This is a genomic window from Stenotrophomonas sp. Steno-Z10-HUANG (assembly GCF_056393075.1).
In genome coordinates this window covers 79,349-94,536 of the sequence record NZ_JBWJPA010000013.1, presented here as the reverse complement: position 1 = coordinate 94,536, position 15,188 = coordinate 79,349, and the positions used below count along the sequence as shown (strand labels likewise).

Genomic DNA, 15,188 nt, shown 5'->3' with positions numbered 1-15,188 from the left:
GCGGCATCACAGTTGTGATTCCAGCGGCAGCCAACTGATCACCCGGGCGGTGGCGCGCTGCAGCCAGGTGGTGTCCGGTTCGACGACGTAGCCGGCCGGTGGCGTCCGCGCCCGGTCCAGCCAGCGCAGGTTCCCGTCGCTGTCCAGATACAGGTAGTAGCTCAGCTCGGCCCCGGACAGGCGCAGGTATTCCTCGCGCAGCTGTGCGGCCAGCACCGGATCGTCGAACAGCACGCCCATTTCGGTATTGAGGTAGGCCGAGCGCGGGTCCAGGTTGAACGAGCCGACGAAGCCGCGCCGGTCGTCGACGACGATGGCCTTGGTGTGCAGGCTGGCGCCACTGCTGCCGAAGGCCGAGCCGCGACCGCCGTCGCTGCCGCGCGATTTGAGTTCGTACACGCTGGCGCCGCCGCGCAGCAGCGGCAGCCGGTAGTGCATGTAGCCGCTGTGCACCGCGGCCACGTCATTGGCCGCCAGCGAATTGGTGACGATGCCCACCTGCACGCCGTCGGCCAGCTGCCGCAGCAGTTCACCGGTGCCGCTGTCGCCGGGGACGAAATAGGGCGATATCAGCAGGGTCTTGTGCCGCGCCTGCCCCAGTTCCTGGCCCAGGCGCGTCACCAGCCAGTCGCCGCGGTCGTTGTCGCGGTGCTTGAGCGGCGGGTCGGAATGGACCTGGAGGCGCTCGGTCCAGTGCAGCGGCAGGCGCCCGCCGACATAGGGGCCAGCCAGCCGCTCGCGCAGCCGTTGCAGGTAGGGCAGCGCCTCTTCCCGGCGCGCGTCCAGCGCCGCACGGGAAACCAGCTGGTCGAGCTGGCGCTCCGAATGCGCGGCGAGGGCGGCGATCGGTACGGCGGCGGGGCTGTTCCAGAATGCGTCGAAGATGGCGCTGGCCTCGCCGGCGGCCGGGCCGGCGAGCAGCAGGTCCAGGTCGCGGAAATTGACGTCCTCGCGGGCATCGAAGTACTCGGCGCCGATGTTGCGGCCGCCGACGATGGCCACGCGGCCGTCGGCGATCCAGGCCTTGTTGTGCATGCGGTGGTTGATGCTGAAGACCCGCTGCACCATCTCCACCAGCCGCCACAGGCCCTCGCGGTTGCGGAACGGGTTGTACAGGCGCACTTCGATGCGCGGGTGCGCGTCGAGCGCCAGCAGCTGCGCATCCAGCCCCTTGGCGTTCATGTCGTCCAGCAGCAGCCGCACGCGCACCCCGCGCGCGGCCGCGGCGTATACGTCGTTCACCAGCAGGTGGCCGACCATGTCGTCGTGCCATATGTAGTACTGCAGGTCGAGGCTGCGGCCGGCCTGGCGGGTGACCACCGAGCGCGCGGCGAAGGCTTCCAGGCCGTCGACCAGGTAGGCCGCGCCGCTGCGGCCCGGGTGTGCGGCCAGCTGCGGCTCGAGCGCGCGGTCCAGCGCGGTCTGCCCGGCGCGTGGCGGCAGCGCCGTGGAGGGCTCGCCGACGGCGCGCGGGGTGAGCCAGTCGCCCAGCAGCAGGCCGCTGGCGACCAGCAGCAGGAGCGCGGCGAGGACGCGGCAGCACAGGCGCAGCAGGCGCCTGCCGCGGGAAGGGGAAGGTTCCATGGGCGCATCCTAGCGGTGTCCGGGTGATGCCGGTGCGTCGGCCATGACGTTCCGGGGGTGTGGGCGCGGCGGGGTCTGGGCGAGAATCGCGGTTTGTCCTGCCCGAGCCCGCCGATGCGCAACCGTTCCCGTTCCTTCCGTGCCCCCAGCCTGGTGGTCCAGATCATCATCGGCCTGCTCGCCGGCATCGTGCTGGCGCTGGCCTGGCCGCAGGGCGCGCACGCCGCCGGCCTGCTCGGCACGGTGTTCGTGGCCGCGCTCAAGGCGGTCGCCCCGGTGCTGGTGCTGGTGCTGGTGACGGCCTCCATCGCCAACCACCAGCAGGGGCAGAAGACCCACATCCGCACGATCCTGCTGCTGTACGTGGCCGGCACCCTGGCCGCGGCGCTGGTCGGCGTGCTGGCCAGTTACCTGTTTCCCAGCACGCTGCTGCTGAAGGCCCCCACCGACGCCGGGCTGAGCGCGCCGGGGGGCATCGGCGAGGTGCTGCGCGCCCTGCTGATGCAGGTGGTGGACAACCCGGTCAACGCGCTGGCCCGCGCCAACTACATCGGCCTGCTGGCCTGGGCCATCGGCCTGGGGCTGGCGCTGCGCCATGCCGGCGCCGGCACGCGCGCGCTGGTCGGCGATCTGTCCGCCGCGATCACATGGATCGTGCGCATGGTGATCCGGCTGGCGCCGCTGGGCGTGTTCGGCATCGTCGCCTCGCTGCTGGCCGAATCCGGCCTCGGCGCGCTGAAGGTCTACCTGCACGTGCTGTGCGTGCTGGTGGGGGCGATGCTGTTCATGGCTTTCGTCGGCAACCCGCTGATCGTGGCGCTGACCACCCGCCGCAACCCGTACCCGCTGGTGCTGCGGTGCCTGCGCGAGAGCGGCATCACCGCGTTCTTCACCCGCTCCTCGGCGGCCAACATCCCGGTCAACATGGAGCTGTGCCGCAAGCTGGGCCTGCACGAGGAAACCTATTCGGTGGCGATCCCGCTGGGCGCGACCATCAACATGGCCGGCGCGGCGATCACCATCTCGGTGCTGACGCTGGCGGCGGTCAACACCCTGGGCATCGCCGTGGACCTGCCCACCGCGCTGCTGCTGAGCGTGGTGGCGGCGATCGGTGCCTGCGGTGCCTCCGGCGTGCCGGGCGGCTCGCTGCTGCTGATCCCGCTGGCCTGCGGCCTGTTCGGCATCTCCAACGACGTGGCGATGCAGGTGGTGGCGGTGGGCTTCATCGTCGGCGTGGTACAGGACTCGGCCGAGACCGCGCTCAACTCCTCCACCGACGTGGTGTTCGTGGCCGCCGCCGAACAGGCACGCGGGCGCGGCTGAACATGGCGCCGCGCCTCACCCCCGCGGTCCGCATCGGCCTGTCCATCGCCGTGGCCACCGGCCTGTACGGCATTTCCTTCGGGGCACTGGCGGTGGCATCGGGCTTCAGCGTCGGCCAGACCGCGGCGCTCAGCCTGCTGATGTTCACCGGCGGCTCGCAGTTCGCCTTCATCGGCGTGGTCGGTGCTGGCGGCGGCGGCCCGGCCGCGTTCGGCGCGGCCACCCTGCTGGGCATCCGCAACGCGGTGTACGGCGCGCAGATCAACCACCTGCTGCGGCCGCGCGGCTGGCTGCGCCCGCTGGCGGCGCAGGTCACCATCGACGAATCGGCGGCCACCGCCGCCGGCCAGGACGCGCCGGCCGAGCAGCGCCGCGGGTTCTGGGTCGCCGGTGTCGGCGTGTACGTGCTGTGGAACCTGTGCACCCTGCTGGGCGCGTTGCTCGGCGATGCACTGGGCGACCCGCGCCGCTGGGGGCTGGACGGCGCCGCGGTGGCGGCCTTCCTGGGTCTGCTGTGGCCGCGCCTGCGCGCGCGCGAAGCGGTGGCCATCGCCGTGGCCTGCGCGCTGGTCACGGTGCTGGCGCTGCCGTGGGCGCCACCGGGCGTGCCGATCCTGCTGGCCGCCGCGGTTGCCGCGCTGTGGGGCGGGTTCGGGCGCGGGCCGGCCGATGAAGGGCTGGAACCGGACGTGGCGCCCGGCCACGATGCGGGAGACGCCCGGTGACGCTGTGGGGCTGGGTGCTGCTGGCCAGCGTGGCGGCCTGGGCGATCAAGTTCTGCGGCTATCTGGTGCCGGTGCGCTGGATGCAGTCGCCGCGCATGACCCGCGTGGCCGGTGCGCTGACCATTGGCCTGCTGGCGTCGCTGACCACGATGAACGCGGTGTCCGCCGGGCAGGGCGTGGTCCTGGACGCGCGCCTCGGCGCGCTGTTGGTGGCCGCGCTGGCCCTGGCGCTGCGGCTGCCGTTCCTGGGGGTGGTGCTGGTGGGTGCGGTGGCGGCGGCTGTGCTGCGCTTGCTGGCGTAAGTCGGCGCGACCGGCGGGGCTTTGGCCGGGAGAGTGTCGTGCAGGGCAAGCCCTGCGCCTGCGGGAGTGCGGCTCAGAAGCGCTGGCCGGAGCCGAGATAGCGCCACTGCCCGTCCGGCATCCGGCTCAGGCCGATGCGGCCGATGCGCAGCCGCCGCACCCGGGTGGCGCGCAGGCCGACCGCGGCGCACATGTGCTGCAGCTGGCCCGGCCGCACGTCCTTGATCGCGAAGCGCAGGCGCTGCTCGCTCTGCCAGCTGACCTTGCAGGCGGGCAGTGCGCGGCCCTGGTAATCCAGGCCGTGGGTCAGCCGCGGCAGCGCCCAGGGGCTGCCTTCGCCGTCCACGTCCACCATGTATTCCTGTTCCAGCGTCGCGCCAGTCTCGAGCAGGTGGCGGCGCACGCGCCAGTCCTGGGTGAGCACCACCAGCCCGCAGGCATCGTCGTCCAGCGGCATCGGCGTTTCCAGGCGCAGGAAGTGGCGGTGCAGCAGGCGGATGCCGGACGCATCGTCGGCGAAGCGCGCGTCCTCGCGCAGCAGCGCGGACATTTCTTCGGTTGTGCAGCCGGCGGGCTTGTTCAGCAGCAGCGTCGCCGGTTCGGCCGGCTCGCTGCTGGCGCCGGCGGTGAGGGTGACGGTCTGCGCGCCCACCATCGCCTGCGGCGCCTCCACCACCACCCCGTCGACGCGGACCCAGCCACCCTCGATGTAGTGCCGGGCCTGGGCGCGGGAACAGTTCAGCTGCGCGGCGAGGCGCTTGTCGAGGCGGATCGGGCTGGTCATGGGGGCGGACAGTACGGCGGGCGGGGAGTGTAGCGCCGTGGCGACCGTAGGTGCCGGGCTTGCCCGGCACGAGGCTTTCCCGGCGAGGCGGCATGCGGGGCAAGCCCCGGCCTTACGGGACGTCAGGAGAGCTGGCGGTTTCGTGCTCCAGCGCGGTCAGGTACAGGCGCAGGTCGAACTCCAGCTGGTGGTAATCCGGCTCCATGTGCAGGCACAGCTGGTAGAAGGCCTTGTTGTGTTCGGCTTCCTTCAGGTGCGCCAGCTCGTGTACCACGATCATGCGCAGGAACGGCGCCGGGGCATCGCGGAACACGCTGGCGATGCGGATCTCGCGGCTGGCCCTGAGCCTGCCGCCGTGGTTGCGCGACACCGCCGTGTGCAGTCCCAGTGCATGCTTGAGTACCTGCAGCTTGCCGTCGTACAGCACCTTGCCCAGCGGCACCGACTGGCGCAGGTGGCGCTCCTTCAGCGCCTGCACGTAGTCGTAGAGCTGGCGGTCGCTGCGCACCGCGTGCGGCTCCGGGTAGCGGCGGCGCACGGCCTCGCCCAGGGCTCCTCGCGCCAGCAGCGCGCGGGCGTGCTGCTGCAGGTGTTCGGGGTAACCGGCGAGGTAGGTCAGGGGCTGCATCGGCAGGCGCGGGCGGGGACGGGCCGGTATCATGGCAGCATCGATCCGATCACGTAGTGCGAAACATGGCAAAGGCGAATCCCCTGCAGGAGCAGTTGCTCAAGGCCGGCCTGGTGAAGAAATCGCAGGTGGCCCAGGTCGCGCGCGAGCAGAACAAGGCGCGGCACGCCAAGGGGGCGCCCGCCGGCCCCAGCGACAGCCAGCGCGAGGCCGAGCGCGTGCGTGCGGAAAAGGCCGAGCGCGACCGCCTGCTGGCTGCCGAGCGCAACGCCCAGCGCCGCGCCGAGGAACTGCGCGCGCAGGCGCGGCAGATCATCGCCGACCGCCGGGTACCGCGCCGCGGCGAGCTGGAGTACCGCTTCAGCGATGGCGCCGCGATCCGCACCCTGCTGGTGAACGAGGCGCTGCGCAAGCAGCTGGCCGCCGGCACCCTGGTGATCGCGCGCCACGGCGAGGGCTTCGAGCTGCTGCCACGGCTGGCTGCCGAGAAGGTGCGCGAGCGCGACGCCAGCCTGATCGTGCTCGACCACGGCCAGCCCGGCGACGCGCCGGCGTCCAGCGGCAACGCCGAGGACGACGCCTATTACGCGCAGTTCGTGGTGCCCGACGACCTGGTGTGGTGACACCGCGGCGGCGCGTTGGCCCGGGGTACAGGCGTTTGCGCTAGGCTGGCCCCCGGTCACTACGGAGCAGCCAGCCATGGCCACCGGTTGGGCGGGAGATACCGCCGTTCAGGATCAGATCGACGCCACTGTCGAGGACGCCATCAAGCGCGCCCGCAGCCGCCTGCCCAGCGGGCCGGGGCTGGAGCGCTGCGAGGAATGCGATGCGCCGATTCCCGAGGCGCGGCGCAGGGCCATTCCCGGCGTACGCCTGTGCGTGGCCTGCCAGCAGGCGCTGGATGCGGAGGAGTCGGCACACAGCGGCTACAACCGCCGTGGCAGCAAGGACAGCCAGCTGCGCTGAGGTCAGTGGTCACTGCCGCCGGCGCTGAAGCCGGTGGCCCAGCGCTGCATCGCGAACAGCCACCACACGCCGCCGGCGACGGCGACCAGCCCGCCGACCAGGCCGATGTGCTGCATGCCCAGGCGCAGCCCGACCTGGCTGCCGATCAGCGCGCCGGCGCCGATGCCGATGTTGAAGATGCCCGAGAACAGCGCCATCGCCACGTCGGTGGCGTCGGCCGCCAGCCGCAGCACCTTGGACTGCATCGACAACGCGAAACAGATCATCGCCACGCCCCACACCGAGGCCAGTGCGTAGAGCATCCACGCGCCGCCGGTGGCCGGGCGCAGGCCCAGCAGGCACAGCGCCAGGGTGCCGACGGCGGCGAGCAGGAAGCCACGCGGCCAGCGGGTGCCCAGGCGCGCGAACAGCACGCTGCCGAACAGGCCCATGCCGCCGAACAGCAGCAGCACCCAGGTGGTCACGTGCGTGTCGAAGCCGCCGACCTGCTGCACGAACGGTTCGATGTAGCTGTAGCCGGTGAACTGCGCCGCCACCACCACCGTCACCAGCAGGTACAGCGCCAGCAGCGCCGGCCGGCGCAGCAGCAGCGGCAGGCTGCGGACCGACCCGCTGTTCTGGCTGGGCAGCGGCGGCAGCAGCCGCGCCAGCACCGCCATCGCCAGCAGGGCGACACCGCCGATGGCCAGGAAGGTGATGCGCCAGCCCAGCAGTTCGCCGATGACCCGGCCCAGCGGGATGCCCAGCACCATCGCCACCGAGGTGCCCGTGGCCAGCAGCCCCAGCGCCTGCGGGCGCTTGTCCGCCGGCGCGATGCGCACCGCCAGCGAGGCGGTGATCGCCCAGAACACCGCGTGTGCCAGGGCAATGCCGATGCGGCTGAGCATCAACACGCCGAAACTCCAGGCCAGTGCCGACAGCAGGTGACTGGCCACGAACAGCGCGAACACGCCCAGCAGCAGGCGACGGCGGTCGACATCGCGGGTGAGCAGCATGCCGGGCAGCGACGCCAGCGCGACCACCCAGGCGTAGGCGGTGAGCATCAGCCCGACATGCTCGATGGGCATGCCGAAACTGCCGCCGATGTCGCTCAACAGCCCGACCGGAACGAATTCGCTGGTGTTGAACACGAAGGCAGCCATCGCCAGCGCGACCACGCCCAGCCAGCGCTGGCGGTCGCTGCGGACGACGGCAACGGGCGAGGCGGTGTCCGCCGCGGGAGCGGAGCACGGGGAGAGGGGAGAGCGGGACATTGCGGAAAGGGAGCCGGTGGGGGGCGGCTCTGCTGCGGTGCTGCGGTGCTGCGGGCGGAATTTTCGCACGCAGCGGCCGTACGCGGACGGAACGCTGTGGTACGTGATGGGCGCAGGCAGCCGGGGAGGCCGCTGCCTGCGGCCGAGACTCAGCCGTCGCCCTGGATCGCCTGCGCCTGCGTGGCGGCGGCCGTCCAGCGGCGCAGTCCGCGCTGGAAGAACAGGCTGTTGGGTATCTGCATCAGCGTGCCCTCGGCCGGGCCGCCGATCTCCTGCAGCGTGGTGTAGATCAGGTTGATGTCGATCACCTGGCCCTTCAGCCCGGGCTTCTCGCCGTTCTCCAGCAGTTCGATGCGGTCGCCGAGGCGGAACGGCCGGGTGGTGAAGATCAGCAGCGCGCAGAAGATGTTGGACAGCACGCTCCAGGCGGCGAAGAACGCCACCGCGCCGACCGCGGCGAAACCGGTGAACGCGGTCCACAAAATGGTCGGCGATACCCCGAGCTGGTCGAGGATGGCCACCAGCGCGGCGCTGCCGATCACGAAGTTGGACAGCCGCCGGGCGGCGGTTTCCACCTGCGGCGGCAGCGTGTAGTGCATGCCCAGGCGCGCCAGCAGGCGCCGGGTGAGCAGGCGCAGCAGCCACGCCACCAGCAGGATCAGGATAACCACCAGCGCGGTGTCGAGCAGGCTGATCCATCCGTGCATCCATTCGGGCAGGTAGTTCTTCATCGGGTTGTCTCCTTGCGGCGCCGCGCCCGCTCGCGGGCAGCTGCGTTGCAACGTTCGGGTAAGCGGTGCGTGGCCATGCCGCCGGTACTGCCGCGCCACGGCCCGGGCACGGGCACGGGCTCGCGCGGGGCCGCCGTGCATATCGCGCACGCCGGGCGCCAGCGGCCGCGGTGGGCTTGCCGACGGGGCGCGGCGCCGGTGTCGGTGCGGGCAGCGGTGGACAGGGACATGGTTGGCAGGCGGGGGGCGAGGCGGGATTGTCGGCCAGCCGGCGCGGCCTTGTCAGCCCGTATCGGCTCGGCCGCTGCGCCGCCCCGGCAAAAAGATCGCAGGCGGCTTTAAACCTTTCCGCTGGCCGCCGCATCCAACGGATATGCTCGACGCCACCGTGACCGCCACCGCTCCTTTCCCGCAGGCCGCCGACGATGCCGCGCTGGCGCGTGCCGCCGCCGGTGGCGACCGCCACGCCTACGAGCGCATCTACCGCCGCCACGCCCCGCGCCTGTATGCGCTGCTGTGGCGGCTGTGCGGCGGCAACGCGGCGCGTGCCGATGACGCGCTGCAGGAGACCTTCATCCAGGCCTGGCGCACGTTGCCGCAGTTCCGTTTCGAGAGCGCGCTGGGCACCTGGCTGCACCGCATGGCGGTGAACACGGCGCTGATGGAACTGCGCGCCAGCGCCGCGTTCGAGGCGCTGGAGATCGGCGAGGAGGGCATGGATCTGCTGGCGCGGATGCCGGCGTCCAGTCGTTGCCAGGCCACCGGGCTGGACCTGGAACGCGCGCTGGAAACGCTGCCACCCCGCGCCCGTGCGGTGCTGGTGCTGCACGACATCGAGGGCTGGAAGCACCACGAAATCGCCGAGGAACTGCAGATGGCCGTCGGCAGTTCCAAGGCGCAGCTGCATCGTGCGCGCGGGTTGTTGCGCGCGCGCCTGGGAGAAACATCATGAACGAACACGATTCCGACCACGACCACGATGACCTGGCCGCGCGCCTGCGCCGGCTTCCCAGCGAGCGCGTGCCGCCGGCCGCGGCCTGGCAGCACATCGCCGCACGGCTGCACGAGGCGCCACGCGAGCGGCCCGCCGCCGTGACCCCGCGCCCGCGTCGTCGGCGCTGGACCTCCGTCGCCGCGGCCGCCGCGGTGGCGGCGCTGGCATTGCTGGGCACCGGCCGCTGGTGGGCCGGGCCGCCGCCGCAGGCCACCCAGGCCACCCAGGCGACACGGATGACGCAGGCATCGTCGCTGGCGGCGCAGGCCGACGCGCTGGCCGCGACCTATCGCCAGGCACTGGCGGCGATCCCACAGGACAGCGTGCCGGCCGAACTCGCGCCGGCGCTGCACGAACTCGATGCCAGCGCCGGCAGCATCCGCTCGGCGATCGCGCAGAGCCCCGATGCCGGCTTCCTGCTCGGCCAGCTGCGGCGCACCTACGCGCTGCGGCTTGAACTTACCCGGCAGGGCCTGGATGGCGCCGGTCTTTCCACCTGAAGGAGAATCCCCGTGAATGTTTCCCTGCGACACCTGCTGGCCGCCGTCGTGCTGCTGGCCCCCCTGGCACCGGCGCTGGCGCAGACGCCGGTCAACGAACACCACCCACTGTCCAGCGGCGGGCGGGTGGAGATCAGCAACATCGCCGGCTCGGTGAACGTGCGCGGCTGGGACCGCAACGAGGTGCAGCTGACCGGCACCCTGGGCGAAGGCCAGCGCCTGGAGGTCCAGAACAGCGCCAACCGCGTGCAGTTGAAGGTGGTCTACCCGCGCAACAGCCGCAACAGCCGGGGTGCGGTGCTGGAACTGCGGGTGCCGCGCGGCAGCGAACTGCAGGCCGGTACCGTCAGCGCCACGCTGGACGTGGCCGATGTCGATCTGCGCAGGTTGCAGGCCAACACCGTCAGCGGCGGCATCACCGTGCGCGGGCAGGCCGGGCAGGCCACGCTCAATACCGTCAGCGGCGCGATCCGCTCGCAGCTGCGTACCCCGCGGCTGGAGCTGCGCACGGTCAGCGGCGCGATCAACGCCAGCGGTGGCAGCGGCGGCGAGGTGGCGGCCAACTCGGTGTCCGGGCCGGTCGACCTGGACCTGTCGGCGGTGCAGCGGCTCGACGCCGAAACCGTGTCCGGCGGGCTCGGCGTGCGTAGCGCCGGGTTGCAGCCGGGCGGGCGCATCAGCCTGCAGACGGTGAGCGCGCCGATCGCGCTGGCGCTGCCGGCGCGCACCTCCGCGCAACTGAAGGTCAGCAGCTTCAGCGGCGCCATCCGCTCGGACGTGGGCCAGGTCGAGCGCCCGCGCTACGGTCCGGGGAGCAGCCTGGACGCGCGCCTCGGCGGCGGCGACGGCGACATCTCCATCACCTCGCATTCGGGCAATGTGCGGGTCGACCTCGGCGCGCGCTGAGCATCCCCGCCAGGCCCGCCCCGGCGAACCCGGGGCGGGCGGCTACAATAGCGGGCTTGCAACGTCATCGTCTGGAGTCGCCATGCCCGTTTCTTCCTGCCCGCAGTGTTCGTCGCAGAACGTCTATCCCGACGGCGCGCTGTGGATCTGCGCCGATTGCGGCCACGAATGGACCCCGGGCGAGGCGGGCGAAGCAGCGCTGGTGGTGCGCGACAGCAACGGCAACGTACTGGTCGCCGGCGACACCGTCACCGTCATCAAGGACCTGAAGGTCAAGGGTTCGTCGATCCCGCTCAAGCAGGGCACGGTGATCCGCAACATCCGCCTGGTCGACGACGACGCCGAGCACATCGAAGGCAACTCGGACAAGATCAAGGGCCTGGTGCTCAAGACCTGCTTCCTGCGCAAGGCCTGAGCCCGCGCGTGGCGGCCGCCGGGCGCGTCAATGCCCGGCGTGCCGGGCGGTGAGCCGGCGCAGCGCCTCCAGTTTGGCCTGGTAGATCGCACGCAGGTGGTCGGAGCTGCCCAGCTCGCGGGCCCGCTCCAGTTCGCGCACCGCGCGGCGGTCATCGCCGCTGAGCGAGTAGGCGCGCGCCAGCCCGAAGTGGAACTGGTGCGCGCTGCCATACAGCCGCACCGCATGCCGGTAGTAGTGGATGGCGGCGGCGTAATCGGCACGGCGTTCGGCTTCCACGCCCTGGATGAACTGGTAGAACGGGTCGCGCTCGTGTTCGCGCCGCAGCCGCGCGTCCAGCCGCGCGGCACGCGCGTTGTCGCCGATCCGCAGGTACAGCGCGCTGGCGTTGGCGAGCGTGGAGGGCAGGTCGGGGTCGATGGCCAGGGCCCGGTCGAACGCGGCCGCCGCGGCGGCGGTGTCGCCCGCGCGGGTTTCCAGCACGCCCAGGTTGTTCCATGCCGGCGCGAAGCGCGCCTCCTGCTGCAGCGCCACCCGGAAATGCTCGCGGGCCGCCGCGACCTGCCCCTCGGCCAGCAGCTCGGCACCGCGGTTGTTGTAGAAATGGGCCAGTGCGCGCTGGTCGGAAACCGGGCGCGGGCCACGACGGTCGTACAGCACGTCCTGGTCCAGGTCCAGGGTGCCGCGGCGACCATTCACGCGCAGCCCGACGTTGACGTGCCCCGCGTTGTAGACCACGCCCTGCTCCTGGTACCAGGTGACGACCCGTCCGACCTCCTGGACGTCGGCCTCGATACCCGCTTCGCGCGCCAGGGCCATGAACAGCAGGGTGAAGGAAAGGCAATTGGCGCGGCGCTGGCGCCAGGCCTCGGCGACGGTCAGGGTCGCGGCGGTGTCGTACCGCAGCGCTGCATCCGGGGCCTCCGCCGCGGCCGGCGCGCGGGGCTGGAAGACCAGTTCCATCAGCCGCTGCAGGCGCTGTTCCGGCGAGCGGCTGGGCGCGATGACCTCCTCGCGCACCCGTTGTTCCAGCGCGGGGGGAATGGCCATGATCTGTTCGGGCGTCGGTGGCGCCAGCCGCGCGTCCGCCGCGTCCGGCGGGGTGACGCTGATGGCGGCGAGCAGGGCGAAAGCACTCCAGGCGATCATGGCGACCCCGGTGGGTTGCGGTGGCGGCACCAGTGTAAGCCCGTCGCCGCCGCCTGGCGCGGCATCCACAGAAGGTGTGGACCGGGGTTTGGCAAAGATGTGGATAACTCGCGGCAGCCCTTGTGCCGTCGGCGTTGCGCGCGGCTGGTCATATTTTTGCCATGCGCGTTGCGGGCAGCGGCGGCGCACGGCCCGGCACCGCGCCGGGTCTGCTAGTATCCGCGCCCCAGACCAGGCCGGCCGCCGTACCCCGGCGCGCTCCCGCCGGCCGGCGTTTCCATTCGACCATGACGAAGTTCATTCCCTCCGCCGAGGCGCAACTGTCGCTGGGTCTCGGCAGCGACATCCCCACCGAGCGCCTGTTCTTCGCGGTGATGCCGGACCCGGCCACCGCCTGGCGCATCGCCGAACTGGCCGAGGGACTGCGTGCCGAACACGGCCTGGACGGACGGCCGCTGGCGCGCGAGCGCCTGCATGTCACCCTGCATCACCTGGGCGATTACGCCGGCCTGCCGCCGAGCCTGCTGGCCAAGGTGCAGCAGGCCGCGGCGCGGGTGCGGATGCCGGAATTCGAGGTGTGCTTCGATGAAGTCGGCAGCTTTGCCGGTGGCCGCCAGCATCCGTTCGTGCTGCGCAGCGCGCATGGTGCCGACCTGCTGCAGGGCCTGCACCAGGAGCTGGCGCGCTGCCTGCAGGCCATCGGCAGCCGCCCCGATCCGGGGTTCACGCCGCACCTGACCCTGCTCTACGACAAGCGGCGCCTGCCGGTGCAGCCGGTGCAGCCGATGCGCTGGCTGGTGCGTGAGTTCGTGCTGATCCGCAGCTTCCTCGGGCAGACCCGCTATCAGCTGGAAGGGCGCTGGACGCTGGGCTGAGGGCCGTCGCCGGGCGCCGCCGCCGCGCGGTACCGGCCAGCAGGGCGTGGGCAGGGCACGCGTTGGCGTGAGGCCCGCAACCGGCGTCGCCGCCGCCGCGGCCGGTGCCTAGAATGGCGCATGGACCTGATCCCGATGCCGCTGCCGGCAGGCCAACTGGCCGAGATCGAAGCCGCGCACGCGCAGCCGCCGCGTGCGTACCACAACCTTGGCCACGTGCAGGCGTTGCTGCACCACCATCGCGACGTCGCCGCCGGCCCGGGTTGGCGGCAGCCGCGCGAGGTGGCGCTGGCGATGCTGTACCACGACGCGGTGTACGAGGCCGGGCGCGGCGACAACGAGGCGCGCTCGGCGGCGATGGCGCGGGCGGCGATCGCGCGCTGGCTGCCCGATGCCGGCGTGGATGCGGAGCGGGTGGCGGCGCTGATCGCGCTTACCGCACGCCACGGCCAGGTGCGTGGCGATGAGCTGGACGCAGACGCGGCGCTGTTCCTGGACAGCGACATGGCCATTCTTGGCGCGCCGCCCGAGGTGTTCGATGCCTATGACCGTGGCATCGCCGAGGAGTACCGGGGCAAGGTGCCGGGTTTCCTGTTCCGGCTCAATCGCCGGCGTTTCCTGAAGGGGGTGCTGGCGCAGCCGCGCATTTTCTTCAGCGATTTCTTCCATGCGCGGTATGACGCGCAGGCGCGCGAGAATCTGCGGCGGGTGACGGGCTGAGGCGTGTTCGATGCCTATGACCGTGGCATCGCCGAGGAGTACCGGGACAAGGTGCCGGGTTTCCTGTTCCGGCTCAATCGCCGGCGTTTTCTGAAAGGTGTGCTGGCGCAGCCACGCGTTTTCTTCAGCGATTTCTTCCATGCGCGGTATGACGCGCAGGCGCGGGTGAATCTGCATCGGGTGACGGGCTGAGGCCTGCGTTGGCTTTGGCTGTTGCTCATTGCTTTTGACTTTCAGGGTCCCCTTCCGCAGCGACGGAGCCGGTGGGGATAACCCGAAGGGCGACGTGCAGGGATGCACATCGTTTTTCGACGCGACAGGGGCGAACCGGAAATAGGCGAAGCACTGCTTCGCCCCGGTGAGCGGGCTGGCGCCGTGAGGCGACTGCCCCGGCCCCAGCTGCATCGCAGCTGGGTCTCGTCGAAAAATCCCACAGGCGGAGTGGACCCGGCGCGCGTAGCGCGGCGGGCGCGGAGGCAGGGGCGTGTTGACCAGCCATCCGGCTGTTGAAAAGCGCCTCTTTGGGCCACCTTTCTTTGCACGAGCAAAGAAAGGTGGCTCGCGCCCCGAAGGGGAGCGAAAGCTTTTGATCCTGCTCCAGCCTTTGCTTGCCTTCTCAAACCGGCAGGAGCGGAGGCCAAGGTGATAGCCAAGAAATTCAATGGGCTTGGGGCAAGTATGAAAGCGGAAGCTTGAAGGCCGAGCTTTCGCCCCTGCTTCGCAGGAGCGAGTTACTTCTCTTTGCTCGTGCAAAGAGAAGTAACCAAGAGAAAGCACCCCCTGCCTCCGCGCCCACGGCACTGCGTGCCGCGGGTCCACTCCGCCAGCGGGATTTTTCTACGAGACATCCCTGTCTCGTAGAAAAACGACGTGCATCCCTGCACGTCGCCCTTCGGGTTATTCCCGCCGGCTACGTCGCTGCGGAAGGGGACCCGGAAGTCAAAAGCAGTGCAAGATCACGAGCAACAGCAACAGCAACAGCAACAGCAACAGCAGCCACAGCCACAGCCACAGCCACGACCACAGCCACAGCCACGACCACGGCCACGGCCATAGCCATAGCCATAGCCCACGCCTCGCCGGACCCCATGGCCTAGAATTGCTCCATCCTGTTTTGACGACGGCCACACCGGCCGAAGCGATGAACCCGATTCCCATCCCCACGCCCGACCCGGACCCGCGGCCCACGCCGCCGGAGGAGCCGGGGCCCAACGAATGCTGCGGCAGCGGCTGTCCGCTGTGTGTGCTGGACCTGTATGCCGACGAGCTGGCGCACTACCGGCAGGCGCTGGCGGCGTGGAAGCTGCGCCATCCGGACGCGCAGGACTGACAC

At 71.1% G+C, this 15,188-nt stretch carries 18 protein-coding genes and 1 pseudogene; 13 read left to right on the top strand and 6 right to left on the bottom strand.

Going from position 1 to position 15,188, the window contains the following annotated elements; genetic code table 11:
* Positions 1-6 precede the first annotated feature (6 nt).
* On the bottom strand, positions 7-1,584 hold the full coding sequence (locus tag AC06E6_RS15660) for a phospholipase D family protein (protein ID WP_478061941.1): 1,578 nt from the start codon (positions 1,582-1,584) through the stop codon (positions 7-9).
* Positions 1,585-1,698: 114 nt separating this feature from the next.
* Between AC06E6_RS15660 and sstT the strand changes: the two genes are divergently transcribed.
* Genes sstT through AC06E6_RS15645 form a run of 3 tightly spaced genes read left to right on the top strand, consistent with a single transcriptional unit; the run spans position 1,699 to position 3,934 of the window.
* Entirely contained in the window at positions 1,699-2,907 is a 1,209-nt protein-coding gene (sstT, locus tag AC06E6_RS15655) for a serine/threonine transporter SstT (RefSeq protein WP_240211536.1), read from the top strand.
* 2 nt (positions 2,908-2,909) lie between these two features.
* Positions 2,910-3,632 carry an AzlC family ABC transporter permease gene (locus AC06E6_RS15650; RefSeq protein ID WP_478061938.1) on the top strand — a complete coding sequence of 241 codons (723 nt, stop codon included), beginning with the start codon at positions 2,910-2,912 and terminating at the stop codon, positions 3,630-3,632.
* Positions 3,629-3,934 (top strand): AzlD domain-containing protein, encoded by a 306-nt coding sequence (locus AC06E6_RS15645; protein WP_240211534.1) that lies wholly within the window; start codon positions 3,629-3,631, stop codon positions 3,932-3,934. Before AC06E6_RS15650 ends, AC06E6_RS15645 begins: the two co-directional genes overlap by 4 nt.
* Positions 3,935-4,007: 73 nt before the next feature.
* Here AC06E6_RS15645 and AC06E6_RS15640 read toward each other — a convergent pair whose 3' ends face one another.
* Both AC06E6_RS15640 and AC06E6_RS15635 read right to left on the bottom strand, forming a co-directional pair.
* Entirely contained in the window at positions 4,008-4,718 is a 711-nt protein-coding gene (locus tag AC06E6_RS15640; protein ID WP_240211533.1) for an rRNA pseudouridine synthase, read from the bottom strand.
* 112 nt (positions 4,719-4,830) lie between these two features.
* Positions 4,831-5,346, bottom strand: a complete 516-nt coding sequence (locus tag AC06E6_RS15635; RefSeq protein WP_293757783.1) for a M48 metallopeptidase family protein — start codon at positions 5,344-5,346, stop codon at positions 4,831-4,833.
* Between the two features lie 65 nt (positions 5,347-5,411).
* Between AC06E6_RS15635 and AC06E6_RS15630 the strand changes: the two genes are divergently transcribed.
* The gene (locus AC06E6_RS15630; protein WP_478061937.1) at positions 5,412-5,969 is read left to right on the top strand and encodes a DUF2058 domain-containing protein; all 558 of its coding nucleotides are present in this window, start codon (positions 5,412-5,414) and stop codon (positions 5,967-5,969) included.
* Positions 5,970-6,045: 76 nt separating this feature from the next.
* Positions 6,046-6,312, top strand: coding sequence for a DksA/TraR family C4-type zinc finger protein (locus AC06E6_RS15625; protein WP_104938444.1), 267 nt, complete (start codon positions 6,046-6,048; stop codon positions 6,310-6,312).
* A gap of 2 nt (positions 6,313-6,314) precedes the next feature.
* On the opposite strand, the gene AC06E6_RS15620 is transcribed toward AC06E6_RS15625, so the two are convergent.
* Positions 6,315-7,565, bottom strand: coding sequence for a sugar transporter (locus AC06E6_RS15620; RefSeq protein WP_478061935.1), 1,251 nt, complete (start codon positions 7,563-7,565; stop codon positions 6,315-6,317).
* Positions 7,566-7,714: 149 nt separating this feature from the next.
* Positions 7,715-8,296, bottom strand: a complete 582-nt coding sequence (locus AC06E6_RS15615; protein WP_104938446.1) for a mechanosensitive ion channel family protein — start codon at positions 8,294-8,296, stop codon at positions 7,715-7,717.
* 373 nt (positions 8,297-8,669) lie between these two features.
* Between AC06E6_RS15615 and AC06E6_RS15610 the strand changes: the two genes are divergently transcribed.
* The 4 genes from AC06E6_RS15610 to AC06E6_RS15595 all read left to right on the top strand — a co-directional run bounded on the left by AC06E6_RS15610 (position 8,670) and on the right by AC06E6_RS15595 (position 11,111).
* Positions 8,670-9,248: an RNA polymerase sigma factor gene (locus AC06E6_RS15610; RefSeq protein WP_478061933.1), complete on the top strand. Its 579-nt coding sequence runs from the start codon at positions 8,670-8,672 to the stop codon at positions 9,246-9,248.
* Positions 9,245-9,790 (top strand): hypothetical protein, encoded by a 546-nt coding sequence (locus tag AC06E6_RS15605; RefSeq protein ID WP_478061932.1) that lies wholly within the window; start codon positions 9,245-9,247, stop codon positions 9,788-9,790. Before AC06E6_RS15610 ends, AC06E6_RS15605 begins: the two co-directional genes overlap by 4 nt.
* Positions 9,791-9,802: 12 nt before the next feature.
* Complete coding sequence (locus AC06E6_RS15600) at positions 9,803-10,696, top strand: DUF4097 family beta strand repeat-containing protein (protein WP_478061931.1); 894 nt, start codon at positions 9,803-9,805, stop codon at positions 10,694-10,696.
* Between the two features lie 82 nt (positions 10,697-10,778).
* A complete protein-coding gene (locus AC06E6_RS15595) occupies positions 10,779-11,111 on the top strand; it encodes a zinc ribbon domain-containing protein YjdM (protein WP_478061929.1) in 333 nt (110 codons plus the stop codon).
* Between the two features lie 27 nt (positions 11,112-11,138).
* Here AC06E6_RS15595 and AC06E6_RS15590 read toward each other — a convergent pair whose 3' ends face one another.
* Positions 11,139-12,260: a tetratricopeptide repeat protein gene (locus tag AC06E6_RS15590; protein ID WP_478061928.1), complete on the bottom strand. Its 1,122-nt coding sequence runs from the start codon at positions 12,258-12,260 to the stop codon at positions 11,139-11,141.
* 287 nt (positions 12,261-12,547) lie between these two features.
* Here AC06E6_RS15590 and thpR point away from each other — a divergent pair, with 287 nt between their 5' ends.
* The 4 genes and pseudogenes from thpR (at position 12,548) to AC06E6_RS15570 (ending at position 15,185) form a co-directional block, all read left to right on the top strand.
* The gene (gene thpR, locus AC06E6_RS15585; RefSeq protein ID WP_104938449.1) at positions 12,548-13,135 is read left to right on the top strand and encodes an RNA 2',3'-cyclic phosphodiesterase; all 588 of its coding nucleotides are present in this window, start codon (positions 12,548-12,550) and stop codon (positions 13,133-13,135) included.
* A 120-nt stretch (positions 13,136-13,255) separates the two neighbouring features.
* Positions 13,256-13,855, top strand: coding sequence for an HD domain-containing protein (locus AC06E6_RS15580; protein ID WP_240211526.1), 600 nt, complete (start codon positions 13,256-13,258; stop codon positions 13,853-13,855).
* A 3-nt stretch (positions 13,856-13,858) separates the two neighbouring features.
* Positions 13,859-14,047 (top strand): annotated as a pseudogene (locus tag AC06E6_RS15575) (HD domain-containing protein); the annotation flags it as partial.
* A gap of 949 nt (positions 14,048-14,996) precedes the next feature.
* On the top strand, positions 14,997-15,185 hold the full coding sequence (locus AC06E6_RS15570) for an oxidoreductase-like domain-containing protein (protein ID WP_478061925.1): 189 nt from the start codon (positions 14,997-14,999) through the stop codon (positions 15,183-15,185).
* Positions 15,186-15,188: the final 3 nt, after the last annotated feature.

Coding starts and splice junctions, on each gene's coding strand:
- AC06E6_RS15660 (WP_478061941.1), bottom strand. CDS start 1,584: ATGGAACCTTCCCCTTCCCGCGGCAGGCGCCTGCTGCGCCTGTGCTGC.
- sstT (WP_240211536.1), top strand. CDS start 1,699: ATGCGCAACCGTTCCCGTTCCTTCCGTGCCCCCAGCCTGGTGGTCCAG.
- AC06E6_RS15650 (WP_478061938.1), top strand. CDS start 2,910: ATGGCGCCGCGCCTCACCCCCGCGGTCCGCATCGGCCTGTCCATCGCC.
- AC06E6_RS15640 (WP_240211533.1), bottom strand. CDS start 4,718: ATGACCAGCCCGATCCGCCTCGACAAGCGCCTCGCCGCGCAGCTGAAC.
- AC06E6_RS15635 (WP_293757783.1), bottom strand. CDS start 5,346: ATGCAGCCCCTGACCTACCTCGCCGGTTACCCCGAACACCTGCAGCAG.
- AC06E6_RS15630 (WP_478061937.1), top strand. CDS start 5,412: ATGGCAAAGGCGAATCCCCTGCAGGAGCAGTTGCTCAAGGCCGGCCTG.
- AC06E6_RS15625 (WP_104938444.1), top strand. CDS start 6,046: ATGGCCACCGGTTGGGCGGGAGATACCGCCGTTCAGGATCAGATCGAC.
- AC06E6_RS15620 (WP_478061935.1), bottom strand. CDS start 7,565: ATGTCCCGCTCTCCCCTCTCCCCGTGCTCCGCTCCCGCGGCGGACACC.
- AC06E6_RS15615 (WP_104938446.1), bottom strand. CDS start 8,296: ATGAAGAACTACCTGCCCGAATGGATGCACGGATGGATCAGCCTGCTC.
- AC06E6_RS15610 (WP_478061933.1), top strand. CDS start 8,670: ATGCTCGACGCCACCGTGACCGCCACCGCTCCTTTCCCGCAGGCCGCC.
- AC06E6_RS15605 (WP_478061932.1), top strand. CDS start 9,245: ATGAACGAACACGATTCCGACCACGACCACGATGACCTGGCCGCGCGC.
- AC06E6_RS15595 (WP_478061929.1), top strand. CDS start 10,779: ATGCCCGTTTCTTCCTGCCCGCAGTGTTCGTCGCAGAACGTCTATCCC.
- AC06E6_RS15590 (WP_478061928.1), bottom strand. CDS start 12,260: ATGATCGCCTGGAGTGCTTTCGCCCTGCTCGCCGCCATCAGCGTCACC.
- thpR (WP_104938449.1), top strand. CDS start 12,548: ATGACGAAGTTCATTCCCTCCGCCGAGGCGCAACTGTCGCTGGGTCTC.
- AC06E6_RS15580 (WP_240211526.1), top strand. CDS start 13,256: ATGGACCTGATCCCGATGCCGCTGCCGGCAGGCCAACTGGCCGAGATC.
- AC06E6_RS15570 (WP_478061925.1), top strand. CDS start 14,997: ATGAACCCGATTCCCATCCCCACGCCCGACCCGGACCCGCGGCCCACG.